Origin of the sequence: Dactylosporangium sp. NBC_01737, assembly GCF_035963215.1 — a bacterium.
In the GTDB taxonomy this organism is placed as follows: domain Bacteria; phylum Actinomycetota; class Actinomycetes; order Mycobacteriales; family Micromonosporaceae; genus Dactylosporangium.
In genome coordinates this window covers 12843580-12865548 of sequence record NZ_CP109153.1, presented here as the reverse complement: position 1 = coordinate 12865548, position 21969 = coordinate 12843580, and the positions used below count along the sequence as shown (strand labels likewise).

The 21969-nt window shown below is 72.6% G+C and carries 19 protein-coding genes, 11 tRNA genes, 2 pseudogenes and 1 riboswitch; of the genes and pseudogenes, 12 read left to right on the top strand and 20 right to left on the bottom strand.

Annotated features, from left to right (window positions below):
- Nucleotides 1-2 precede the first annotated feature (2 nt).
- Nucleotides 3-3557: a cobaltochelatase subunit CobN gene (cobN, locus tag OHA72_RS59375; RefSeq protein ID WP_327004888.1), complete on the bottom strand. Its 3555-nt coding sequence runs from the start codon at nucleotides 3555-3557 to the stop codon at nucleotides 3-5.
- Between the two features lie 39 nt (nucleotides 3558-3596).
- A riboswitch (cobalamin riboswitch) is annotated at nucleotides 3597-3782 on the bottom strand.
- A 45-nt stretch (nucleotides 3783-3827) separates the two neighbouring features.
- Between cobN and OHA72_RS59370 the strand changes: the two genes are divergently transcribed.
- From OHA72_RS59370 to OHA72_RS59360, 3 genes are read left to right on the top strand one after another with little or no spacing between them, the layout of a single operon-like run.
- The gene (locus OHA72_RS59370) at nucleotides 3828-5015 is read left to right on the top strand and encodes a ferredoxin-like domain-containing protein (RefSeq protein ID WP_327004887.1); all 1188 of its coding nucleotides are present in this window, start codon (nucleotides 3828-3830) and stop codon (nucleotides 5013-5015) included.
- A complete protein-coding gene (locus tag OHA72_RS59365; protein WP_327004886.1) occupies nucleotides 5012-5638 on the top strand; it encodes a precorrin-8X methylmutase in 627 nt (208 codons plus the stop codon). The genes OHA72_RS59370 and OHA72_RS59365 overlap by 4 nt, the downstream gene beginning before the upstream one ends.
- Nucleotides 5635-7155 (top strand): precorrin-2 C(20)-methyltransferase, encoded by a 1521-nt coding sequence (locus OHA72_RS59360; protein WP_327004885.1) that lies wholly within the window; start codon nucleotides 5635-5637, stop codon nucleotides 7153-7155. The genes OHA72_RS59365 and OHA72_RS59360 overlap by 4 nt, the downstream gene beginning before the upstream one ends.
- Here OHA72_RS59360 and OHA72_RS59355 read toward each other — a convergent pair.
- The gene (locus OHA72_RS59355; protein ID WP_327011886.1) at nucleotides 7146-7481 is read right to left on the bottom strand and encodes a hypothetical protein; all 336 of its coding nucleotides are present in this window, start codon (nucleotides 7479-7481) and stop codon (nucleotides 7146-7148) included. The genes OHA72_RS59360 and OHA72_RS59355 overlap by 10 nt on opposite strands.
- A 29-nt stretch (nucleotides 7482-7510) precedes the next feature.
- Nucleotides 7511-8296, bottom strand: a complete 786-nt coding sequence (locus OHA72_RS59350; protein ID WP_327004884.1) for a methyltransferase domain-containing protein — start codon at nucleotides 8294-8296, stop codon at nucleotides 7511-7513.
- A gap of 75 nt (nucleotides 8297-8371) precedes the next feature.
- On the opposite strand from OHA72_RS59350, the gene OHA72_RS59345 reads away from it, so the two are divergent.
- From OHA72_RS59345 to OHA72_RS59335, 3 genes are read left to right on the top strand one after another with little or no spacing between them, the layout of a single operon-like run.
- Complete coding sequence (locus OHA72_RS59345; RefSeq protein ID WP_327004883.1) at nucleotides 8372-9589, top strand: MFS transporter; 1218 nt, start codon at nucleotides 8372-8374, stop codon at nucleotides 9587-9589.
- A complete protein-coding gene (locus OHA72_RS59340) occupies nucleotides 9586-10158 on the top strand; it encodes an isochorismatase family protein (RefSeq protein WP_327004882.1) in 573 nt (190 codons plus the stop codon). The genes OHA72_RS59345 and OHA72_RS59340 overlap by 4 nt, the downstream gene beginning before the upstream one ends.
- The gene (locus OHA72_RS59335; protein ID WP_327004881.1) at nucleotides 10158-11060 is read left to right on the top strand and encodes a GlxA family transcriptional regulator; all 903 of its coding nucleotides are present in this window, start codon (nucleotides 10158-10160) and stop codon (nucleotides 11058-11060) included. The genes OHA72_RS59340 and OHA72_RS59335 overlap by 1 nt, the downstream gene beginning before the upstream one ends.
- Nucleotides 11061-11077: 17 nt before the next feature.
- Here the strand turns inward: OHA72_RS59335 and OHA72_RS59330 are convergent, their stop codons facing one another.
- From OHA72_RS59330 to OHA72_RS59265, 14 genes and pseudogenes are all read right to left on the bottom strand, one after another.
- Complete coding sequence (locus OHA72_RS59330; RefSeq protein ID WP_327004880.1) at nucleotides 11078-11428, bottom strand: hypothetical protein; 351 nt, start codon at nucleotides 11426-11428, stop codon at nucleotides 11078-11080.
- Nucleotides 11418-12245 carry a YbfB/YjiJ family MFS transporter gene (locus OHA72_RS59325; RefSeq protein ID WP_327011885.1) on the bottom strand — a complete coding sequence of 276 codons (828 nt, stop codon included), beginning with the start codon at nucleotides 12243-12245 and terminating at the stop codon, nucleotides 11418-11420. The genes OHA72_RS59330 and OHA72_RS59325 overlap by 11 nt, the downstream gene beginning before the upstream one ends.
- 92 nt (nucleotides 12246-12337) lie before the next feature.
- Nucleotides 12338-12649 (bottom strand): annotated as a pseudogene (locus OHA72_RS59320) (MFS transporter); the annotation flags it as partial.
- Between the two features lie 366 nt (nucleotides 12650-13015).
- Nucleotides 13016-13088, bottom strand: a tRNA-Val gene (locus OHA72_RS59315).
- 54 nt (nucleotides 13089-13142) lie between these two features.
- A tRNA-Lys gene (locus OHA72_RS59310) sits at nucleotides 13143-13215 on the bottom strand.
- A 9-nt stretch (nucleotides 13216-13224) separates the two neighbouring features.
- Nucleotides 13225-13298: transfer RNA gene (locus OHA72_RS59305), tRNA-Pro, on the bottom strand.
- 5 nt (nucleotides 13299-13303) lie between these two features.
- Nucleotides 13304-13375 (bottom strand) — tRNA-Arg (locus OHA72_RS59300).
- Nucleotides 13376-13387: 12 nt separating this feature from the next.
- A tRNA-Leu gene (locus tag OHA72_RS59295) sits at nucleotides 13388-13460 on the bottom strand.
- A gap of 81 nt (nucleotides 13461-13541) precedes the next feature.
- Nucleotides 13542-13614, bottom strand: a tRNA-Thr gene (locus OHA72_RS59290).
- 9 nt (nucleotides 13615-13623) lie between these two features.
- A tRNA-Thr gene (locus OHA72_RS59285) sits at nucleotides 13624-13701 on the bottom strand.
- A 9-nt stretch (nucleotides 13702-13710) separates the two neighbouring features.
- Nucleotides 13711-13781: transfer RNA gene (locus OHA72_RS59280), tRNA-Gln, on the bottom strand.
- Between the two features lie 9 nt (nucleotides 13782-13790).
- A tRNA-Phe gene (locus OHA72_RS59275) sits at nucleotides 13791-13862 on the bottom strand.
- 5 nt (nucleotides 13863-13867) lie between these two features.
- Nucleotides 13868-13940: transfer RNA gene (locus tag OHA72_RS59270), tRNA-Ala, on the bottom strand.
- Between the two features lie 154 nt (nucleotides 13941-14094).
- Nucleotides 14095-14167: transfer RNA gene (locus OHA72_RS59265), tRNA-Trp, on the bottom strand.
- Between the two features lie 315 nt (nucleotides 14168-14482).
- Between OHA72_RS59265 and OHA72_RS59260 the strand changes: the two genes are divergently transcribed.
- Complete coding sequence (locus OHA72_RS59260; RefSeq protein ID WP_327004879.1) at nucleotides 14483-15607, top strand: hypothetical protein; 1125 nt, start codon at nucleotides 14483-14485, stop codon at nucleotides 15605-15607.
- Between the two features lie 3 nt (nucleotides 15608-15610).
- Here the strand turns inward: OHA72_RS59260 and murQ are convergent, their stop codons facing one another.
- Together murQ and OHA72_RS59250 are read right to left on the bottom strand one after the other, a co-directional pair.
- The gene (murQ, locus tag OHA72_RS59255; RefSeq protein WP_327004878.1) at nucleotides 15611-16513 is read right to left on the bottom strand and encodes an N-acetylmuramic acid 6-phosphate etherase; all 903 of its coding nucleotides are present in this window, start codon (nucleotides 16511-16513) and stop codon (nucleotides 15611-15613) included.
- Nucleotides 16510-17424 (bottom strand): MurR/RpiR family transcriptional regulator, encoded by a 915-nt coding sequence (locus OHA72_RS59250; RefSeq protein WP_327004877.1) that lies wholly within the window; start codon nucleotides 17422-17424, stop codon nucleotides 16510-16512. Before OHA72_RS59250 ends, murQ begins: the two co-directional genes overlap by 4 nt.
- Nucleotides 17425-17459: 35 nt before the next feature.
- On the opposite strand from OHA72_RS59250, the pseudogene OHA72_RS65415 reads away from it, so the two are divergent.
- Nucleotides 17460-17972, top strand: a pseudogene (locus OHA72_RS65415) (BadF/BadG/BcrA/BcrD ATPase family protein); the annotation flags it as partial.
- Here the strand turns inward: OHA72_RS65415 and OHA72_RS59245 are convergent.
- A complete protein-coding gene (locus tag OHA72_RS59245; RefSeq protein WP_327004876.1) occupies nucleotides 17909-18100 on the bottom strand; it encodes a hypothetical protein in 192 nt (63 codons plus the stop codon). The pseudogene OHA72_RS65415 and the gene OHA72_RS59245 sit on opposite strands and share 64 nt — an antisense overlap.
- 12 nt (nucleotides 18101-18112) lie before the next feature.
- Between OHA72_RS59245 and OHA72_RS59240 the strand changes: the two genes are divergently transcribed.
- The 4 genes from OHA72_RS59240 (at nucleotide 18113) to OHA72_RS59225 (ending at nucleotide 21969) form a co-directional block, all read left to right on the top strand.
- Nucleotides 18113-18487 carry a hypothetical protein gene (locus OHA72_RS59240; RefSeq protein WP_327004875.1) on the top strand — a complete coding sequence of 125 codons (375 nt, stop codon included), beginning with the start codon at nucleotides 18113-18115 and terminating at the stop codon, nucleotides 18485-18487.
- A 255-nt stretch (nucleotides 18488-18742) separates the two neighbouring features.
- Nucleotides 18743-20155: an N-acetylglucosamine/diacetylchitobiose ABC transporter substrate-binding protein gene (ngcE, locus tag OHA72_RS59235; RefSeq protein ID WP_327004874.1), complete on the top strand. Its 1413-nt coding sequence runs from the start codon at nucleotides 18743-18745 to the stop codon at nucleotides 20153-20155.
- Between the two features lie 4 nt (nucleotides 20156-20159).
- The gene (locus OHA72_RS59230; protein ID WP_327004873.1) at nucleotides 20160-21068 is read left to right on the top strand and encodes a carbohydrate ABC transporter permease; all 909 of its coding nucleotides are present in this window, start codon (nucleotides 20160-20162) and stop codon (nucleotides 21066-21068) included.
- 7 nt (nucleotides 21069-21075) lie between these two features.
- Nucleotides 21076-21969, top strand: coding sequence for a carbohydrate ABC transporter permease (locus OHA72_RS59225; RefSeq protein WP_327004872.1), 894 nt, complete (start codon nucleotides 21076-21078; stop codon nucleotides 21967-21969).

Here is a 21969-nt window from a genome sequence, read left to right as displayed (position 1 = left end):
CCTTAGTTACCCTCTTCGAGGTCGCCTTCGGTTTCCAGGTACACCTGGCGCAGGGCGTCCAGCGTCGCCTCCTCGGGATGCTCCCAGAGGTTGCGGTCGGCGGCCTCCAGGAGGCGTTCGGTGATGCCGTGCAGGGCCCACGGGTTGGACTCGTCGAGGAACTTGCGGTTCTCGGGGTCGAAGACGTAGGCCTCGGCGAGCTTCTCGTACATCCAGTCCGCGACCACGCCGGCGGTGGCGTCGAAGCCGAACAGGTAGTCGACGGTGGCGGCGAGCTCGAAGGCGCCCTTGTAGCCGTGGCGGCGCATCGCGGCGAGCCAGCGGGGGTTGACCACGCGGGCGCGGAAGACGCGGGCGGTCTCCTCGCTCAGCGTGCGGGTGCGCACGGCGTCGGGGTTGGTGCTGTCGCCGACGTACGCGGCCGGGGCCCGGCCTGTGAGCGCGCGGACGGTGGCGATCATGCCGCCGTGGTACTGGAAGTAGTCGTCGGAGTCGGCGATGTCGTGTTCGCGGGTGTCGGTGTTCTTGACCGCGACGCTGATGCGCTTGTAGGCGCCCTCCATGTCGCCGCGGGCGGGGAGGCCGTCGAGGCCGCGGCCGTAGGCGTAGCCGCCCCAGACGGCGTAGACCTCGGCGAGGTCGGCGTCGTCGCGCCAGTTACGGCTGTCGATGAGGGGCAGGATGCCGGCGCCGTACGCGCCCGGCTTCGAGCCGAAGACGCGCAGCGTGGAGCGCCGGGCGTCGCCGTGCAGCGCGAGGTCCGCGGTGACGTGGGCGCGCACGTAGTTGTCCTCGTCGGACTCCGGCAGGCTCGCGACCAGCTGCACGGCGTCGTCGAGCAGCGCCACGACGTGCGGGAACGCGTCGCGGAAGAAGCCGCTGATGCGCATGGTGACGTCGATGCGGGGGCGGCCCAGCTCCGTGAGGTCGACGGGGGAGAGGTCGACGACCCGGCGGGACGCGTCGTCCCACACGGGGCGGACGCCGAGCAGGGCCAGGGCCTCGGCGATGTCGTCGCCGGCGGTCCGCATGGCGCTGGTGCCCCACATCGACAACCCGACCGACCGCGGCCAGGCACCGTGGTCGGCGCGGTAGCGGGCGAGCAGCGAGTCGGCCATCGCCTGACCGGTCTCCCAGGCGAGCCGGCTCGGGATGGCCTTGGGGTCCACGGAGTAGAAGTTGCGGCCGGTCGGCAGGACGTTGATGAGGCCGCGCAGCGGCGAGCCGCTCGGGCCGGCCGGGACGTAGCCGCCGTCCAGGGCGTGCAGCACCATCGTCAGCTCGTCCGTGGTGCGCGCCAGCCGGGGCACGATCTCCCGTGCCGCGAACTCCAGCACCCGTACCACATCCGGCGAATCCGAAATATCCGAGATGTCGGACGTTGGCCAGCCTCGCGACTCCATCTCGGCGACCAGCGCGCGGGCCTGCGTCTCCGCCTCGTCGACCGACACGCGACCCGAGTCGCCTTCGGTCAGGCCGAGGGCCTCACGCAGACCGGGCAGCGCGGCCACGGTGCCGCCCCACATCTGCCTGGCCCGCAGCATCGCCAGGACCAGGTCGACGCGGGCCTCACCCGACGGCGCCACCCCGAGCACGTGCAGCCCGTCGCGGATCTGCACGTCCTTGATCTCGCACAGCCAGCCGTCGATGTGCAGGATCAGCTCGTCGAAGCCGTCCTCGCCGGGCCGGTCGGCCAGGCCCAGGTCGTGGTCGAGGCGGGCGGCCTGGATCAGCGTCCAGATCTGGGCGCGGATCGCGGGCAGCTTCGCCGGGTCGAGGGCCGCGATCGTCGCGTGCTCGTCGAGGAGTTGCTCGAGGCGGGCGATGTCACCGTAGGAGTCCGCGCGCGCCATCGGCGGGATCAGGTGGTCGACGAGGGTCGCGTGCGCCCGGCGCTTCGCCTGGGTGCCCTCGCCGGGGTCGTTGACCAGGAACGGGTAGATCAGCGGCAGGTTGCCCAGCGCCGCGTCGGCGCCGCAGGACGCGGACAGCCCGACGGTCTTGCCGGGCAGCCATTCGAGGTTGCCGTGCTTGCCGACGTGCACGACCGCGTGCGCGCCGAACTCGTCGGCGAGCCACCGGTACGCGGCCAGGTAGTGGTGGCTGGGCGGCAGGTCGGGGTCGTGGTAGATCGCGACGGGGTTCTCCCCGAACCCGCGCGGCGGCTGCACCATGACCACCACGTTGTCCTCGCGCAGCGCGGCGAGCACGATCTCGCCGTCCGGGTCGCGGGACGTGTCGACGAACAGCTCGCCGGGCGCGGGGCCCCAGTGCCGCTCCATCGAGGCGCGCAGGTCGGCCGGCAGCGTGGCGAACCAGGCCTTGTAGCGGCCGGCGGAGATCCTGATCGGGTTGCCCCGCAGCTGGTCCTCGGTGAGCCAGTTGACATCCTGCCCACCGGCGGCGATGAGCGTGTGCATGAGCGCGTCGCCGTCCTTCGGGAAGCCGTCCGCGCCCTGATACCCCTGTGCGTGCATCGCGTCGAGGAGCCGGACCACGCTCGCGGGCGTGTCGAGGCCGACGGCGTTGCCGATCCGGGCGTGTTTCGTCGGGTATGCGCTGAGCATCACCACGACCTTGCGCTGCGCGGCGGGCAGGTGCCGCAGCCGGGCGTGCCCGACGGCGATCCCGGCGACCCGGCCGGCCCGCTCGGGGTCGGCGACATAGACGGTCAGCCCGTCGGCGTCGACCTCCTTGAACGAGAACGGCACCGTGATGATCCGGCCGTCGAACTCGGGGATCGCGACCTGCGTGGCGGTGTCCAGCGGCGACAGGCCGTCGTCGTTGGCGTCCCAGGTGTCGCGGGCGCTGGTCAGGCACAGCCCCTGCAGGATCGGCACGTCGAGCGCGGCCAGTGCGCCGACGTCCCACGCCTCGTCCTCGCCGCCGGCCTGCGCGTCGGCGGGGCGGGTGCCGCCCGCGGCGAGGACGGTGACGATGAGCGCGTCGGCCTGCCGCAGCGTGTCGAGCAGCTCCGCCGGGGCGGTGCGCAGCGACGACGCGAACACGGGCAGCGCCCGGCCGCCGGCGTCCTCGATCGCCTCGCAGAGCGTCTCCACGAACGCGGTGTTGCCGGCGAGGTGGTGCGCCCGGTAGTAGATGACCGCGACCGTCGGGCCGTCAGCTTTTGCGGGGCGCTCCAGCGGCCCCCAGGTCGGGGTCGTCGCCGGGGGCGCGAACCCGTGCCCGGTCAGCAGGATCGTGTCGGACAGGAAGTTGTGCAGCTCACCCAGGTTGGCCGGGCCGCCCTCGGTGAAGTACTTGTGCGCGTCCGCGGCGACCCCGGCGGGCACCGTCGAGTGCGACATCAGCTCGGCGTCGGGCAGCTGCTCGCCGCCGAGCAGGACCACGGGCAGGGGCAGCCGCAGCAGCGTGTCGAAGCCCTCCTGCCAGTCGCGGTAGCCCCCCAGGAACCGCACGACGACCAGGTCGGCGCCCTCGGCCAGGGCCGGCAGGTCCTCCACGGCGGTGCGGGACGGGTTGGCCAGCCGGAACGCGGCGCCGCTCGCGCGGGCGCTGAGCAGGTCGGTGTCGGACGTCGACAGGAGCAGGATCACGCCAGGGTCCTCCCTCGGGGTCCGCGCCCCAAGTCGGTCGGGAAAGGTCCGGCGTCGGAGAGTCTCCTGGCTCCCGGATCGGCGCTCGCCTCCGGCCTTCCCGGGTGTGTCACCCGGTGGCCGTCGTCGGAGGTCCACTCCCCGGTCACAGTGGCGGGACCGCGCCGGATTGACACCGGCTTCCTCCACACGTCGCCGTACAGCACCGCCAACTCTCCTGGACAGCGCTGTCTTGAGTCAAGCGAGGTGCTGCGCAGTAGTATCCGGCCCGTGCAGGCTGCCAGTGGACGCGACGCTCCGGACCGGTGCCCGGGCGCCGTGCAGGTCCATGCGGCGGCCGACGGTGGCCTGGCCCGGGTCCGGCTGCCCGGCGGCAGGCTGGGCGTGGACGCGCTCGCCGTGCTCCGCCGCGCGGCGCTCGACCTCGGCGACCCGGCGCTGGAGCTGACGTCTCGGGGAAACATCCAGGTCAGGGCGCTGCGGCCGGGTGCGGAGGTGGAGCTGGCCGCGCGGCTGTCCGGCGTGGGGCTGCTGCCGTCGGACACGCACGAGCGGGTCCGCAACATCATCGCCAGCCCGCTCAGCGGCCGCGACGGCCTCGGCGCGCTGGACGTGCGGCCGGTGGTGGCCGCGTACGACGCCCTGCTGTGCGCCGACCCCGCCCTGGCCGCACTTCCCGGCCGGTTCCTGGTCACCGTCGACGACGGGCGCGGCGACGTGACCGCGCTCGGCGGCGACGTGGGCCTGCACGGCGACCGCCTCACCCTGGCCGGCACGATGACGTCCTGCGGCGGGGACGACCCGGCCGACCTGCTGATCCGGGCCACCAGGGCGTTCCTGGCCGAGCGGGCCGAGCAGGGCGGCACGGCGTGGCGCCTGGCGGAGCTGACCGACGGCCCGGCGCGGGTCGCGGCGCGGCTCGGCGCCTCCTGCGGCCTTGGGGCCGTCCACGACGGCGCCGGCCCGGGGCTCGTCCACCGCGGTGCCGGCCCGGGGCTCGTCCACCGCGGCGCCGGCCCGGTGGTCGGGTGGACGCCGCAGACCGGCGGGCTGGCCGCGCTGACCGTCGTCGTCCCCCTCGGGCTGCTCACCCAGGCACAGTCCGCGGCGCTCGTGGAAGCCGCGCCGGGGGAGATCATCGTCACGCCGTGGCGGACCGTCGTCGTGCCGGACGTGTCCGTCGCACAAGCTGGACCCGTCGAGGCACTGTTGACGGCGGCGGGGCTCGGCACCGACCCCGCCTCCCCGTGGGCCGGGGTCACCGCGTGCGCCGGCCGGCCCGGCTGCGCCAAGGCCCTCGCCGACGTGCGGGCCGACGCCCGCGCGGCCGTCGAGGCGGGCACGGTGCCGGGGGACCTGCCCGTGCACTGGGTCGGCTGCGAACGGCGCTGCGGCGCACCGAAGGGAAGGCACGTGGAGATGCTCGCGACCGCCGACGGCTACCTGGTGGTCTCGTGACCGCGTACGACTACGTCAAGGACGGCGCGGAGATCTACCGGCGGTCGTTCGCGACGATCCGGGCCGAGGCCGACCTGTCCGGCCTGCCCGCGGACGTCGCCCAGGTCACCGTCCGCATGATCCACGCGTGCGGGATGGTGGACCTGGCCGCCGACGTCGGCTACAGCCACGATGTGGTCCGCCTCGCCCGCGCGGCGTTGCGCGACGGCGCCCCGATCCTCTGCGACGCGCAGATGGTCGCCTCCGGCGTGACCCGGGCGAGACTGCCCCGCGACAACGAGGTCCTGTGCACCCTGCGCGACCCCCGGGTGCCGGCGCTCGCCGCCGAGCTCGGCACGACCCGCAGCGCCGCCGCCCTCGAACTGTGGGGCGAGCGCCTCGCCGGCGCCGTCGTCGCGGTCGGCAACGCGCCGACGGCGCTGTTCCGGCTCCTGGAGATGATCGAGGCGGGCGCGCCGCGACCGGCGGCGGTGCTCGGCATCCCCGTCGGGTTCATCGGCGCGGCCGAGTCGAAGGCGGCCCTGGCGGCGTCGGACCTGCCGCACCTGGTCGTGCACGGCCGCCGTGGCGGCAGCGCGATGACGGCCGCCGCCGTCAACGCGATCGCGGACGAGAAGGAATGACCACAGTGGACGGTGCAGGGGTGACGGGGCGGCTGTACGGCGTAGGTCTCGGACCGGGCGACCCGGAGCTGATGACGGTGAAGGCGGCCCGGCTCGTCACCGCCGCGCCCGTGGTCGCGTTCCACAGCGCCCGCCACGGACGCAGCATCGCGAGGTCGATCGCGGCGCCGTACCTGCGCGAAGGCCAGATCGAGGAGGCCCTGGTCTATCCGGTCACCACCGAGGAGATCGGCGACTACCGCACGGTCATCGAGGAGCACTACGACGCGTGGGCGGCCCGGCTCGCCGCGCACCTCGACGCGGGCCGCGACGTGGTCGTGCTCTGCGAGGGCGACCCGTTCTTCTACGGCTCCTACATGCACATGCACAAGCGGCTGGCGCACCGGTACCCGACCGAGGTCGTGCCGGGCGTCACCTCCGTCGCCGGCGCGTCGGCGGTGCTGGGCCGGCCGCTCGTCGAGCGCGACGAGATCCTCACCGTGCTGCCCGGCACCCTGCCGGCGGACGTCCTCGCCGAGCGCCTCGCGGCCACCGACTCGGCCGCCGTCATGAAGCTGGGCCGCACGTTCGGCACCGTCCGCGACGCCCTGGAGCGGGCCGGCCGGCTGCAGGACGCCTGGTACGTCGAGCGCGCCACCACCGACCGGGAACGCGTCGCGCCGCTGTCCACAGTGGACCCCGCCGACGTGCCGTACTTCTCCCTGGCGCTGCTGCCGAGCCGGGTCCACGAGAAGACCGCCTCGGCGCTGCGGGCCGCGGCCCCGGCCGACGCCACCGGCGAGGTCGTCGTCGTCGGGCTCGGGCCCGCCGGCCGGGACTGGCTCACGCCGGAGGCCCACGCCGCGGTCGAGGCCGCCGAGGACCTCGTCGGCTACGGCCCGTACCTGGCCCGGATCCCGGCGAACCCGCGGCAGCGCCGGCACGCCTCCGACAACAAGGTCGAGGCGGAGCGGGCCGAGTTCGCGCTGGCACTGGCCAAGGACGGCCGCCGCGTCGCCGTCGTGTCCTCCGGCGACCCGGGCGTGTTCGCGATGGCCGCCGCGGTCCTGGAGGTCGCCGCCGAACCCCGCTGGAAGGACGTCCCCGTCCGGGTCCTGCCCGGGTTGACCGCGGCGCAGGCGGTGGCGAGCCGGGTCGGCGCGCCCCTCGGCCACGACTTCTGCGTGCTGTCGCTGTCGGACCGGCTGAAGCCGTGGGACGTGATCGCGGCCCGCCTCGAGGCCGCCGCGGGCGCCGACCTCGTCATCGCCGTCTACAACCCCGGCTCGAAGAGCCGCACCTGGCAGGTCGAGGCGGCCAAGGAGGTGCTGCTGCGGCACCGGTCGGGGGACACCCCGGTGGTGCTGGGCCGCGACGTGGGCGGGCCGGGGGAGCGGGTCAGGGTCGTGCGCCTCGCCGACCTGGAGCCGTCCGAGGTGGACATGCGGACGCTGCTCATCATCGGCTCGTCGCAGACCCGCGCCCTGGACCGCGGCGACGGGGTCCCCGTGGTGTTCACCCCGCGCCGCTACCCCTGACCGGCGGGCGCCTTCGTCAGGTACAGCTCCAGGATCTCCGGCAGCGCCGCGACCCCCGGCCCGCCCGCCTCGACCCAGGCGGTCAGGTCGCCGATGACGGCGTCGTCCAGGACATAGCCCAGCCAGACCGGCCGCGCCCCGGCCCGCCGCGCGGCCGGGGTCGGGTGCACGACCACGATGTTGGACCGCTCGCACGCGTCGAGGCACCCGCTGACCCGCACGCCGGTGAGCCCCAGCGCCGAGCGCAGCCGCGCCACCTGCCCGGCGTGGTCGACGCCGGGATGCTTGCGCGCCGAACCACAGCAGCAGTCCCGGCACACGGTCACGAGCGGTCGTTCCACCGGCCGAGCCTAGATCATGGGCGGGCGAGGATCTCGCCGTGCAGGATGGACAGCCAGCCGTCGGGGGAGGCGGCCCAGGTCCGCCAGCCGTCGGAGAGGCGCTGCAGGTCCTCCTGCGTCACCCCGCTGGCGAGCGCCTGCGCCGCCATCGCCGAGGTGCGCACGCGGTCCGCCCACATGCCGCCCCACCAGGCGCGGTCCTCCTCGTCGGCGAAGCACCAGGTGCTCGACGTCGCCGTGACGTCGGTGAAGCCCGCGGCCCGGGCCCAGGACAGCAGGCGGCGGCCGGCGTCGGGCTCGCCACCGTTGGCGCGGGCCATCCGCTGGTACAGCGCCATCCACTCGTCCAGCTCCGGCACCCGCGGGAACCAGGTGAACGCCGCGTAGTCGCTGTCACGGGCCGCCACGTAGCCGCCGGGCCTGCAGACGCGGCGCATCTCGCGCAGCGCCTGGACGGGGTCGGCGACGTGCTGCAGGACCTGATGGGCGTGGACCACGTCGAACGTGTCGTCGGGGAAGTCGAGGGCGTGGACGTCGCCGACGGTGTAGGTGACGCCCCGCACCCCCGCCTTCGTGACCTCCAGGGCCTCGGCGGTCGCCTCCAGGGCGGTGACCTCGCCCGGGGTGACGACGGCGGCCAGGTCGGCGGTGATGGTGCCGGGGCCGGCGCCGACGTCGAGCAGGCTCATGCCGGGCCGCAGCGCCGGCAGCAGATACGCGGCGGAGTTCCCGGCGGTGCGCCAGCGGTGGGAGCGCAGGACCGACTCGTGGTGTCCGTGGGTGTAGACGTTGTTGGCCATGTCCCAGACTCTAATATTTCCGTCTCTAATATTGGGAGCCACTTCCCGGATGATGGAACACGTAAGATCGTCGCGGTGAGAACGTCGCTGCTCGTGCTGGCCTACTTCGCGTTCATCAGCCTCGGGCTGCCCGACGGCCTCCTCGGCGTCGGCTGGCCCTTCATGGCCGGCACCTTCGACGTGCCGACCGAGTCGGTCGGCTACCTGCTCGTCGCCGCGACCACCGGCTACCTCACCTCCAGCGTCGCCGCCGGCTTCCTGCTCGCCCGCGTCGGCGTCGGCTGGCTCCTCGCCGCCAGCACCGCCGCGACGAGCCTCGCCCTGGCCGGGTACTCCCTCGCCCCGGGGCTGTGGTTCATCGTGCCGTGCGCCCTGCTCGGCGGCTTCGGCGGCGGCGCGATCGACGCGGGGCTCAACGCCTACGCCGCCACGAACTTCAACGCCCGCCACATGAACTGGATGCACGCCTGCTTCGGGCTCGGCGTCGCCATCGGCCCGCTCATCATGACCTCGGTCATCAGCGCCGGATCGCCGTGGCGGCTCGGGTACGCCCTCGTCGCCGCCGCCCAGCTGTGCCTCGCCCTGTCGTTCGTGACCAAGGCCCGCAGCTGGGGGCGGGCGCCGGTGCCCGTCCACGAGACGCCGCAGCGCGGCCGCGACACGCTCAAACTGCCCGCGGTGTGGCTCGGCGTGGTGGCCTTCGGCGTCTACGTGGCCGTCGAGGCCGGCGCCGGGCTGTGGGCGTTCCTGCTGCTCACCGAGGGTCGCGGGGTCAGCGACGCGGTCGCCGGCATCTGCGTGTCCGGCTACTGGGCCATGCTGTTCCTGGGCCGGGTCGTGCAGGGCGCCGTCGCCGACCGCCTCGGCGTGTCCCGCGTCATCGCCGGCTGCCTGTTCGGCATGGCCGCCGGCGCGTTCCTGGTCGCGCTGCCCGGCCCCGGCTGGCTCGCCGTCGCCGGCCTCGGCCTGATCGGCTTCGCCGCCGCACCCGTCTTCCCGCTGCTCACGCTCACCACCGCCGAACGCGTCGGCGCCGCACACGCCGACCGGGCGATCGGGCTGCAGATCGCCGGTGCCGGTCTCGGCGGTGCCCTCGTCCCGACCGCCATCGGCGTCCTGCTCACCCGTGCCGGTGTCAACGTCCTCGGCTCCACCCTGCTGGCCCTGGCGTTGCTGCTGCTCGTGTTGTACTGGATGAGCCTTCGCCTGTCGGCACGTGACCGGATCGGTCCGGCCTCCGGCCAGGCGGTGCCTGTCGCGGAGACCGTCGACGGCGCAGGATCGACGGCATGAGAAGCGCGTTGCTCGTCATCGACATCCAGGAGTCCTTCCGCCAGCGCCCCAGCTGGGCCGCCGTCTCCAACCCCGACATCGTCGCGACGGTCAACCCGTTGATCGACGCCGCCCGCTCCCGCGGTGACCTGATCGTGTGGGTCCTGCACCACGAGGTCGACAACGTCTTCGACCCCCGCAACGGCCACGTCCGCCCCATCGAGGGCCTCGAACCGCTGCCCGGCGAGCCCGTCTTCACGAAGACCTCCGCGAACGCCTTCACCACCACCGGCCTGCAGGCGCTGCTCACCACCGAGGGCATCCGCCACCTCATCGTCACCGGCATCCAGACCGAGCTGTGCTGCGAGACGACCACCCGCGTCGCCGGCGACCTGGGCTACGACGTCACGTTCGTCACCGAGGCCACCGCCACCTTCCCGATCCCGCACCGCGACGAGAAGCACCTGCCCTACGACGAGATCCTCGCCAGCCCCCGCACCCTGTCCACGGACGACGTCATCGCCCGCACCGAGTACGCCCTCGCCGGCCGCTTCGCCACGATCGCCACGGTCAAGGAGCTCATCGGCTGATGAAGGTCGTCTTCCTGCTCGTGCCGCAGCTGCACCTGCTGGACCTGGCCGGGCCGGCCCAGGTCTTCTCCACGGCCCGCGACTTCGGCCTGGACTACGCACTGCACTACGTGGCCGAGCAGGACGACGTGCCCTCCGCGCAGGGGGTCTCGTTCCGCCGCACCGGCCCGCTGCCGGCCCTCGACGCGGCCGATCTCGTCGTCGTGCCCGGCTGGCGCAGCCACGGGTTCCCGGACAACGGCCGGCTCAGCGCGGCGGCGCGCGCCTGGCTCGGCGCCCACCACGCCGCCGGCGGCACCTGCGCCAGCGTCTGCTCCGGGGCGGATGCGCTCGGGCAGGCCGGCCTGCTCGACGGGCGCCGCTGCACGACGCACCACCTGCTGCAGGACCGGCTCGCGTCGCGGTACCCCCGCGCGAAGGTCCTCAAGGACGTCCTGTTCGTCATCGACGACCGGGTCGTCACCTCGGCCGGCATCGCCAGCGGCATCGACCTCGCCCTGCACCTCGTCGCGACCCGGCACGGCCCCGGCCTCGCCGCGCAGATCGCCCGCGAGATGGTCGTCTACGCCCGGCGCAACGGCGACGAACCCCAGGACAGCGCCATGCTCCGGCACCGGGCGCACCTGTCCGACGTCGTCCACCGCGTCCAGGACCTCATCGACGCCCGCTTCACCGACCGGCTGCCGCTGCGCGACCTCGCATTCGCCGCGGGCGTCAGCGAACGCACCCTGACCCGGGCCTTCGGCGACGCGACGGGGCTGACGCCGCTGCGGTACCAGCAGCTGCTGCGCCTGGAGCGCGCCGAACACCTCATCGGGCACGGCGCCACGGTCGAGGCCGCGGCACGGGCCGCCGGGTTCGAGGACGCCCGCATGCTGCGCCGCCTGCGCGCCCGGCCCTGACCTGCCGCGCCCGCTCGTCAGTGGCAGAGCACCGCGACGTTGAGGAACAGGCCGCACGAACTGGCGACGACCAGCAGCAGCGCGGCGACCGCCCGCCCGGCCGCGCCGGCTCTGCTGCGGTGCCGCCAGGTCCGCGGCAGCGTCTGCTCCACGAGGACGGCGGCCATCCAGCCGATCAGCAGCATCATCAGCCCCAGGTCCCAGCCGGGATCGTCGAACGCGCTGGCGTTGCCGTTGCCGCCGTAGTTGGGGCAGTCCTCGGAGCGCACGACCGGGTCGAGGTACAGCAGCAGCGCCGCGATGGCCGCGCCGCCGGCGAGGCAGGCCCAGAATCCGCTGAACGGCGACGGGCGCCCGTTATCGATCATGAAGGCACCATATGGGCGCGACGGGGGCCGGCTCGGGGAGGACCTGTGCCGGTCCCGTGAAGGTTCCAGGCTCGCCTGGATCGCGTGGCGCCCCGGCCGGGCCGTGCTCAGGCCGGTGGCGCGGCGCGGCCGGCGCGGTGATGAGGCGGCCGGTTGCCGGTGGCGCGGCGCGGCCGGCGCGGCGATGAGGCGGCCGGCTGCCGGTGGCGGCGAGGAGGGCGGCAGCGGCGCACAGCGTTGCGGCCCACCAGAGGGCTGCCGCGGGCCCGGTGCGGTCGGCGAGCCAGCCTGACGCCCACGGGCCGGCGGACTGGCCGGCCGCGAAGAGCACGGTGAGCGCGGCGATCAGGCCGGTCGCCCCGCCGGGCGGGCGGGCCGCGGCGGCGAGGGCCGTGACGGCCGCGGGGACCATCATGAACGCCGACCCGAACAGCACCGCGGACCCGCCGACGGCAAGGGGCGCGGAGCTGAGCAGCGGCAGTGCGGCGGCGCCCGCGACCGTCGCGAGGAGCACGGCCAGGGCCTGCGTGCCGGGCCACGCCGCGATCGGGCGGCTCCACAGCACCGGCGCGGCCATGGCGCTGAGACCGAGCACCGTCCACGTGAGACAGACGAGCCCGAGCGACGCGTGCCGGGACGCCAGGCAGGTCGACAGGAACGTCATGTACGCGATGTAGCCCGCGCCGAACATGACGTACACCACCGACAGGCGCCACTGCACGGGACCGCCGCCCGAGGGTCTTCCCGCGGGTGCGCCTGCCGCCCCGGCGGCGCGCCAGCTGGCGGCGGCGGCGAGCGCGGCGGCGGCGGCGAGCAGCGCCCAGCCGAGCGGCCACCGCTCCGGTGCCCGTCCAACAGCACCGGCACCGTGCCGCCGGTCAGCACGACCCCGAGGCCCGTGCCGCCGTAGTAGACGGTGACCGGGGCGATCGAGCGGGCCGTCGCGCTCAGCCGTGCCGCGAGGACCGCGCCCGCGATGAACACCAGGGCGCCGCCGAGCCCGCCGAGCGCGCGGGCGGCCAGCAGCAGCGGATAGCGGCCGGTCGCGGCGGTCCCGGCCAGCGACGCGGCGGTGAGCAGCATGCCCGCGCGGAACGTCCGCGCCGGCCCGATCCGGCGGGCGATGCCGGCGGTGACGGCCGCGCCGAGCAGGTAGCCGACGCTGTTGGCGGTGGTCAGCCCGCCGGCCTCCGCGAGGCTCCAGCCGAGCCGCTCCCGCATCGCGGGCACGAACAGCCCGTGCCCGAAGCGCGCCAGCCCCAGCGCGGACGCCGTGCCGAGCGCCAGCCCCGCGGACCGCCACCGTGTTCGCAAGTCCGCCTCCGCGCAGATGGTACCGATCGGTTCGACCTACCGTAGCGTATGATCGAACCGATCGGTACCATCTGTGTCGCGTACCGGTCGTGGGTCCCGGTGTCGATCCGGGCACACCGCCGTTATGAGCAGCGGCCGGGCAGCCAGCGCCCGCACCCACGGTGCTCCACAGCGGACGGCATCAGGGCGATCGTCGGGAGTCGAACCCGAACCACCAGGGCCACGACCTGGCGTGCACATCCGGTACACCACGAACGCCATGCATTTCTTGCGTGCCCGCGGAGGGACTCGAACCCCCAACATCCTGTTTGTAGGACAGGCGCTCTTCCAATTGAGCTACACAGGCATGGCGTGTGTCCGATTCGAACGGCGCCTCCGGCTCATGAGGTCAATCGTTCAGTACGCCGAGAGGGACTCGAACCCTCGACCCGCCGGGTAAGAGCCGGCTGCCTCTGCCGCTGAGCTATCGGCGCATACAAAAGTCGGGCTGGCGGGATTTGAACCCACGACCCCTGCGTCCCGAACGCAGTGCGCTACCAAACTGCGCTACAACCCGTTGCGTACCCCTGGCGAGAGTCGAACTCGCATGCCACAGCTTCGTAGACTGCTGCTCATCCATTGAGCTACAGGGGCTGGTTTCCTGCGTACCCGACCAGGGATTCGAACCCTGAACCTCCGCGATCTGAGCGCGACGCCTCTCCCATTGGGCTACCCGGGTATGTACTGCGTGGACCGACTCGGGATCGAACCGAGCAGGCGAGGCTTGCAAAGCGACGCTGCACACCAGTGCTCAGCCCAGAGCCAACGGTCGGACTCGAACCGACTACCTTCCGATTACGAAACGGATGCACGACCAGTCGTGCTGCATTGGCAAAGGTGAGTGGAGCCGAAGACCGGAGTCGAACCGGTGACCTCTGTCGTACCAGGACAGCGCTCTGACCAGACTGAGCTACGTCGGCATGTGAAAGCTGGGAGCGGAGGACTCGAACCCCCACAGCGAGGACCAAAACCTCGCGGCCTGCCGTTAGCCGAGCTCCCAACGGCCCGGTGTCCTCACCCGGACTCGAACCGGGACCCGCTGGGCTTCAACCAGCCGCGCTACCACTTACGCCAAAAGGACCTGCGTGGAGAAGCGGGGAATCGAACCCCGGGCCTTCGGTCTGCCGCACCGACGCTCTACCGACTGAGCTACAACCCCATGGAACACGTCGGGAACCGGGGAATCGAACCCCGCGCTTCCTGGCCCCAAACCAGGTCCGGTCACCAAGCCGGTCGTTCCCGAAAATGCCATCCGCTGTGGAGTTTTCAATGTGGAGCCATGTGCCCGCAGCGTGCTGGGGCATGGTGGTGCGCAGGGGTGACAGGACTCGAACCTGCAGCCTTCGGTTTTGGAGACCGACGCTCAACCAGTTGAGCTACACCCCTATGGGAAATGAAAAACCGCCCGGTCCCTGTGCGGGGCGGGCGGTCGAGGAGGCTGATTCTCTAGCCTCTCCACCGTCCCGCGGTGCGCATGGCCGGCATGCTGTGCGGGTGGGCCGCCGCGACTCGGGTCGTGGGCAGCGCAGCGGCAAACGCCGGCAGTTGCCGGGTCTGCGTGGCGGTCCAGTTCCTCATCGTGGCTCCTGTTGATCGGGTGGTGTCGTTGTCTTGTGCATTCAACGATAAGCGCCCGCGCCGCCGTGGCCAACCCATTTTCCGGGCGGATACGGAATGGCGCGGAACCGGTAGCTTGGCCCGGTGGACAGGGATGAGTTCGCCGGCCGGTTCGCACGGTCGGCCGCGGCCGCACGGGAGCTCGCCCGGCCGGTGGTGATCGAGCGGCTGCCGGAGCGGCTGGTCTTCCGGCTGCGGATCGACGCGCCGTGGGACGAGCCCGGCGGCCGTGCCGTGACGCTGCACCGCTGCGACGCGCAGACCGCGGTCGGCGAGTTGTGGCGCGGCGGTCGCGTCCCGCACGTCGTCGGCGTCGGGGTCGTCGGCGAGACCGGCGACGCGACGGTCGTCGAGGTGACCGGCACCGGCCGGTTCACCGACGACGAGGACCTGTTCCTCCGCGACGCCGGGCGGGAGCCGCCGTTCACCGTGCACGCACCGCCGCGGCCGTTCGGCACCGACAGCACCCCGTTCAGCATCCACACGATCAGCGAGTGCTGGGACCGGGCGGACGTGCGCCGGCTGGCGGTCGTCGGCGGCGCGGTGCGGGCGCTGCGGGTGATGACCGGCGACGGCGAGACGCCGGATCTGCCGGACCTGCCCAACCTGGAGATCCTCGAACACCACGCCGGCGGCGGGGTTCCCGCGGCGTTGCGTCGCTTCCCCAGACTGCGGGTCCTGCACGTGGCGGCGCCCGACGGCTTCCGGGTCGACGGCGGGCCGCTCGAGGCGTTGCGGGAGCTGACGCTGACGAACCTGCCGCCGCGCCCGTGGGGGCAGCGGGAGCTCGCCGCCGCCGCTCCCGATGTGTCCACAATGGACCTGCGCGCCGAAGGGCCGCTGTGGCTGGACGGGCCCTTCGCGCCGCCGGTGCGGGCGCTGAGCCTCACCGCCGCCACGGTCGCCGGCCGGGCACCGCTCGAGGCGCGCCCGGAGCGGCTGGGGCTGCACCTCGCCGGCGGCACGGACCGGGACGTGGAGCGGCTCCTGGAATCCATGACGGGACTGATGCGCCTGAGCCTGCGTGGCACGCCGGTCACCGATGCGATCATCCCGGTGCTCGAACGGCTGGATCTCGTTGTCGTCGATCTCGTGGGTACGGCGGTGACGCCGCCCGCGCTCACGCGCTTCAGCGCCCGGCATCTCGCCGTGGGGGTCCTCCCGCGTCCGGGGTCCGGCGCCGGGCTGCCCCGTACACCGGCATCCTGAGACTCAGCGGACCGCGTGCAGAGCCTGGTGGACGATGCCGCCGGCGGCGCGCAGGGCACGGCGGGCCTGGTCGACGTCGGCGCGGGTCAGCAGGGTCAGCAGGGCCACCTTCGCCTCGTCGCCAGCGGCGGTGAGTGCGGTCTGACAGGTGTCGGCGGGCAGGCCGGTCGCCTGCACCAGCATGCGGACCTGCCGCACCCGCAGCTTGGCGTTGCTGGCGACCATGTCGGTCATCAGGTTCGAGTAGGTGCGGCCGAGCCGGATCATCACGGCGGTCGACAGGGCGTTGAGGACGAGCTTCTGGGCGGTGCCGGCCTTCATCCGGGTCGAGCCGGTGATGACCTCGGGGCCGGTGTCGACGGCGATGTGGATGTCGGCGTGGGCGGCGAGGGTGGCCTTCGGGTTGGCGGAGAGCAGGACGGTGCGGGCGCCGCGGTCGCGGGCGGCCTGCAGCGCGCCGCCGACGAAGGGGGTGCCGCCGCTGGCGGTGATGCCGAACGCGACGTCGCCGGCGGTGAGCACCCCGGCGGCGGTGGCGGCGCCGGCCTCGGCGTCGTCCTCGGCGGCCTCGACGGCGTCGGTGAGCGCGCGGGTGCCGCCGGCGATGTGGGCGACGACCCAGCCGGGTTCGACGCCGTACGTGGGGCGCAGCTCGGTCGCGTCGAGGACGGCCATGCGCCCCGAGGTGCCGGCGCCGAAGTAGTGCAGGCGGTGCCCGGAGCGCAGCGCGTCGACGCTGTGGTCGACGGCCTCGGCGAGGTCGGGGAGCACGGCGGCGACAGCGGTGGCGACGGTCGAGTCCTCGGCGTTGATGAGTTCGAGGATCCGCAGGGTCGGCAGCCGGTCGATCTGATGGGTCCGCGCGTTGCGTTCCTCCGTCGGTGCGATCGGGGGAGGGACGGTCACCAGGGGCCTCGTTCCGGTCGCACCCGACGGCTGCGGACGGCCTCGCGGGTCTTCTCCACCGCCGCCTTCGTCTGTGCATAGGTCTTCTGGGCGACGCCGACGAACACGCAGTCCACGACGGTGAGCTGCGCGAGCCGGCTGGCCATCGCGCCGGAGCGGAAGGTGGTCTCGCGGGCGGCGGTGGTCAGGGTCAGGTCGGCGATGCGGGTGATCGGCGACTTGGGGAAGTTGGTGAGCGCGACGGTGGTGGCGCCGCGGCGGCCGGCCTCGCTGAACGTCTCGATCGTGTCGATGGTGGTGCCGGTGTGGGAGATGCCGATGGCGACGTCGCGCTCGTCGAGCAGGGCGGCGCTGGTGAGTGCCAGGTGCAGGTCCGACCACGCGTAGGCGACCAGGCCGACCCGGTGCAGCTTCATCTGGAAGTCGCGGGCGACGAACGCGCTGGCGCCGACGCCGTAGATGTCGACGCGGCGGGCCTTGGCGACGGCGTCGATGACCTGCTGCAGGATCTCGAGGTCGAGCTGGGCGGCGGTGTCCTCGACGGCCCGGGCGTCGGCGAAGGCGATGGTCTTCACGACGGTCGCGAGGTCGTCGGTCTGGCTGATGTCGCTGCCGGGCTCCTCGCCGGCGCCGCCGTCGTCGAGGGCCCGCCCGGCTTCCGCCGCAAGCCTGAGCCGGAGCTCCGGGTACCCTGAGAACCCGATGGCGCGGCAGAACCTGATGACCGTCGTCTCGGACGTCTCGGCGCGTTTCGACAGCTCCGTGATCGTCAGCTGGGCGGCGGTGGCGGACTCGTCGGCGATGATCCGTCCGACGCGCTGCTCCGCCGGGGAAAGGGAGGGCAGCAGCCCTCGGACCTTCACCGCGGTGGACGTGGCGCCGCCCTCGGCGGACTGCCGGCTCACCTTCATGTGGGAAAGTTTCCGTTCTCCCGACCTTTTCGTCAATGCAGTACGGTGTTCGGGTGCGCGTACCCCTGGTCGTCGGCGTGGACGCGGGCGCGACCAGCACCCGCTGCCTGGTGAGCACCGTCGATGGGACGGTGCTGGGGCGTGGGCGTGCGGCAGGCGCGAACCAGAACTCCAGCGGTGGCCGCCCGGCCGACGCCCTGCACGCCGCGCTGCGCATGGCCCTGGAGGGGCTCGACCCGGCGGCCGTCGCGGCGGGCGTGATCGGCGCGGCCGGTGCGGCATCGGCCGGGCGGGCCGATGCGATGGCGGCCGCCGCGGAGGCGTGGCGTGCCGCCGGCCTGACCGGTGAGCCGCGCAGCGTCACCGACCTCGAGGTTGCCTTCGCCGCCGGCACCGGGCGGCGGGAGGGCCTGCTGCTGCTGTCCGGCACCGGAGCCGCGGCGATGGCGTTCCGCGACGGCGTGCCCTACCGCCGCTGCGACGGCTACGGGTGGCTGCTCGGCGACGAGGGCTCGGCGGTGTGGCTGGGCCGCGAGGCGCTGCGGGCGGTGCTGCGCGCGCTCGACGGGCGCGGCCCGGCGACGCTGCTCACCGACCCGGTCACGGCCGCCATGACCGCACCCCTGGCGATCCGGTTCCGCACGACGTCGTCGGGCGCGGCGACCCGGACGAGCACGCGCAGGCCCTGGTGCGGGTCGCCTACCGCCGGCCGCCGGCGACGCTCGGCCTGCTCGCGCCCCTCGTCGGCGCCGCCGCCGAGGAGGGTGACGAGGTGGCCGGCCAGATCGTCGCGGCCGCCGCCGCTCACCTGCTGCACGCGCTCGACGTCGTCGCCCGCGGTGGCGGGCAGCCGGACGGCGCCGCGATCGTCCTGGCGGGCTCGGTGCTGCTCACCGCGGGCCCGGTCGCCGGCCTGGTCCGCACCGGCATCCGGCAACGGTTCGCGATCGAACCGGCCGAGGCCCGCGACGGCGCCGCCGGTGCCGCCGCCCTCGCCATCGCCGCGTACACCGGCAAGCCGGTCAGCGACGCGGTGCATGCACGGCTCACGAGCACTGGGTAGGGCCGCCCGTTCATATTCCGGCAACGATTTCGTCAATATTTCCCGAGGTCCGCGGGCGTGCCCGCCCATCGGTACGCGCCGCCGTTCCGGCGGATATGCGCAGGTGGACACGTCTGCCGAAGGGCTCGTTCACGCCCGCCGGCACGCCCGGAAGGCCACCTGGCAGGAATCTTCCGACTCTTGAAACTTCCGTTGGAAACCTTCATTCTCGTCAGCAACGAGCGGCCCCTCGACCCCCACGAAGGAGCACGACGGATGAACACGTTGACCCGCAGGGGCGTCCTGCAGACGGCGGCCGCCGCCGGGCTGCTGGCCACCGCCCCGGCCGTGCTGGGCGCCTGCGCCACGGGCGGCAACGACGGGGACACCAAGACCGAGCAGGGTGACAAGACCAACACCAACCCGCTCGGTGTCAAGGACGACGCCGCCCTCGAGGTTGTCATCTTCAACGGTGGCTTCGGCGAGGACTACGCCAAGGCCCACGAGGCCATGTACAAGGAGAAGTACCCGAAGGCGGAGATCAAGCACTCCGCCACCCAGGAGATCAGCAAGACGCTGCAGCCGCGGTTCGTCGACGGCAGCCCGCCCGACATGGTCAACAACTCCGGTTCGGCGCAGATCGACTTCAACGGCCTCGTCTCGCAGAACGCGCTCACCGACCTCGCCCCGCTGCTGGACGCGCCGAGCCTCGACATCGCCGGCAAGACGGTCCGCCAGACGCTGCTGCCGGGGTCGTTGCTGCCGGGCACCTACAACGGCAAGGTGTTCTCGCTCAACTACGCCTACACCGCGTACGGCGTCTGGTACGACGAGAAGCTCCTCGCAGACAAGGGCTGGCAGTACCCGAAGACCTGGGACGAGATGATCGCCCTGTGCAAGACCATCAAGGCCGCCGGCATCGCGCCGTGGACGTACCAGGGCAAGCACCCGCGGTACATGAGCTGGCTGATCCTGTCGGCGGCGGCCAAGATGGCCGGTCCTGAGATCCTGCTCGCCATCGACAACCTCGAACCCAACGCGTGGAAGCACGACGCGATCAAGGCCGCCGCCGAGGCGTACTCGCAGCTGGCCGTCGACGGCTACATCCTGCCGGGCTCCGAGGGCCTGGACCACATCCAGTCGCAGACCGAGTGGTCGCAGGGCAAGGCCGTCTTCATCTCCTGCGGCTCGTGGCTGGAGAGCGAGCAGAAGAAGGTCACGCCGCCCGCGTTCAAGATGGCCGTCGCGCCGACCCCGAGCCTGAGCAGCGGCGACAAGCTGCCGTTCGAGGCGCTGCGCGGGACCGCCGGCGAGCCGTACATCGTCCCGGCGAAGGCGAAGAACGCCAACGGCGGCATGGAGCTCATGCGCATCATGCTGTCGAAGAAGGGCGCCGCGGACTTCACCCGCAAGACCTCCAGCCTGACCTGCGTCGCGGGCGCCGAGGAGGGCGTCGAGCTGCCGCCGGGGCTCACCAGCGTCACCAAGGCGCTCAAGGCGTCCGGCGACAAGGGCTTCAACTGGGTGTACAACTCCTTCTACCGCCGCCTGGAGCGCAACCTCGTCGACGCGGCCTGCGGCGACCTGTTCACCAAGCGGATCAACGCGGCGCAGTTCGTCGAGGCGTGCCAGAAGGGCGCCGACGAGATCGCCAAGGACACCTCGATCACGAAGTACAAGCGGAGCTGATGCGATGCGGCACGGTCGGCGCCTGTTCGTGCTCACGTTCCTCGTACCGCCGCTGGCGCTGTACGCCGTGTTCGTCATCTCGCCGTATCTGCAGGCGTTCCAGATCTCGCTGACCAACTGGCGGGGGCTGTCGCCGACGTACGACTACGTGGGGCCGGAGAACTTCCGCCGGCTCCTGCAGGACCACTATGTGTGGAACGCGCTGAAGAACAACGCCATCATCCTCGTGGCACTGCCGATCATCACGATCGTGCTGGCGTTGTTCTTCGCCTCGATGCTCACCGTCGGCGGCCGGTCCGGTAAAGCCGGCGTGCGCGGCGTGCGCGGCGCCGCCTTCTACCGCATCGTGTACTTCTTCCCGCAGGTGCTGTCGGTGGCGATCATCGGCGTGCTCTGGAAGGAGGTGTACGCGCCGCGCAGCGGCATCCTCAATGGCTTCCTGCGCGCGATCGGCCTGGACGGCCTCGCCAAACCCTGGCTCGGCGACCCGGACCTGGCGTTCTGGTGCGTCCTGGCGGTCATGGTGTGGAGCAACGTCGGCTTCTACGTCGTGCTGTTCAACGCCGCCATGCAGTCGATCCCCAGGGAGCTCTACGAGGCGGCGATGCTGGACGGCGCCGAGCGCGGCGAGATCCTGCGCAAGATCACCGTGCCGCTGGTGTGGGACACGATCCAGGTGGCGTGGGTGTACCTCGCGATCCTGGCGATCGACGCCTTCGCCATCGTGCAGATCATCACCGACGGCGGGCCGGGCAACAGCTCCGACGTCATCGGACTGCGGCTCTACGGCGACGCCATGAACGAGTCCAAGTTCGGCTACGCCTCCGCCATCGGGGTCGCGATGTTCTTCCTGACCCTGTCCGTCGCGTTCGTCTCGCTGCGCATCACCCGCCGCGACCGGATCGAGCTGTGAGGCCCGCATGACCGCTGTCACCGACCGCGTCGAGACCCCGGCGGCGGCGAAGGTGCCGCCGCGCCGGCGCTTCGGCGTGGTCAACGCCTTCTCCCACACGGTCCTGGTCGGCTGGGCGGTGCTCACCACGTTCCCGCTGCTCTGGGCGGTGCTCAGCGCGTTCAAGTCCGACAACGAGATCCTCACCAGCGCCTGGAGCCTGCCCTCGAAGCTGCACTTCGACAACTGGAGCCGCGCCTGGACCGAGGCGAACATCGGCCTGTACTTCCTCAACACCGCGGTCGTCGTCAGCGGCGCGCTGGTGCTCACCATGCTGCTGGGCGCGATGGCCGCCTACGTGCTGGCCCGGTACACCATCAGGTTCGGGCGGTTCATCTACTTCCTGTTCGTCGGCGGCATGATGTTCCCGGTCTTCCTGGCCCTGGTGCCGCTGTTCTTCGTGGTGAAGAACCTCGGCCTGCTCTCCACCCACCTCGGGCTGATCCTGGTCTACACCGCGTACTCGCTGCCGTTCACGGTCTTCTTCCTCACCGCGTTCTTCCGGACGCTGCCGTCGGATGTCGCCGAGGCGGCCATGGTCGACGGCTGCTCGCACTGGGGCCTGTTCTTCCGCATCATGCTGCCGATGGCCCGGCCCGGCCTGATCAGCGTCGGCATCTTCAACCTGCTCGGGCACTGGAACCAGTACGTGCTGCCCATCGTGCTCATGCAGGGCGAGGGCGCGGAGAAGAAGTGGGTCCTCACCCAGGGCCTCACCGCGCTCACGATCAACCAGGGCTACGCCGGCGACTACGGCGCCCTGTTCGCCGGCATGGCGATCGCGATGCTGCCCGTGCTCATCCTGTACCTCGCCTTCCAGCGCCAGGTCCAGTCGGGCCTCACGGCAGGCCAGCTCAAGTAG

Bases quoted from the DNA above. Each gene is read 5' to 3' on its own strand.
- OHA72_RS59360 (WP_327004885.1), top strand. From the start codon at position 5,635: ATGACCACAGTGGACGGTGCAGGGGTGACGGGGCGGCTGTACGGCGTA.
- OHA72_RS59350 (WP_327004884.1), bottom strand. From the start codon at position 8,296: ATGGCCAACAACGTCTACACCCACGGACACCACGAGTCGGTCCTGCGC.
- OHA72_RS59340 (WP_327004882.1), top strand. From the start codon at position 9,586: ATGAGAAGCGCGTTGCTCGTCATCGACATCCAGGAGTCCTTCCGCCAG.
- OHA72_RS59335 (WP_327004881.1), top strand. From the start codon at position 10,158: ATGAAGGTCGTCTTCCTGCTCGTGCCGCAGCTGCACCTGCTGGACCTG.
- OHA72_RS59330 (WP_327004880.1), bottom strand. From the start codon at position 11,428: ATGATCGATAACGGGCGCCCGTCGCCGTTCAGCGGATTCTGGGCCTGC.
- OHA72_RS59250 (WP_327004877.1), bottom strand. From the start codon at position 17,424: ATGAAGGTGAGCCGGCAGTCCGCCGAGGGCGGCGCCACGTCCACCGCG.
- ngcE (WP_327004874.1), top strand. From the start codon at position 18,743: ATGAACACGTTGACCCGCAGGGGCGTCCTGCAGACGGCGGCCGCCGCC.
- OHA72_RS59230 (WP_327004873.1), top strand. From the start codon at position 20,160: ATGCGGCACGGTCGGCGCCTGTTCGTGCTCACGTTCCTCGTACCGCCG.
- OHA72_RS59225 (WP_327004872.1), top strand. From the start codon at position 21,076: ATGACCGCTGTCACCGACCGCGTCGAGACCCCGGCGGCGGCGAAGGTG.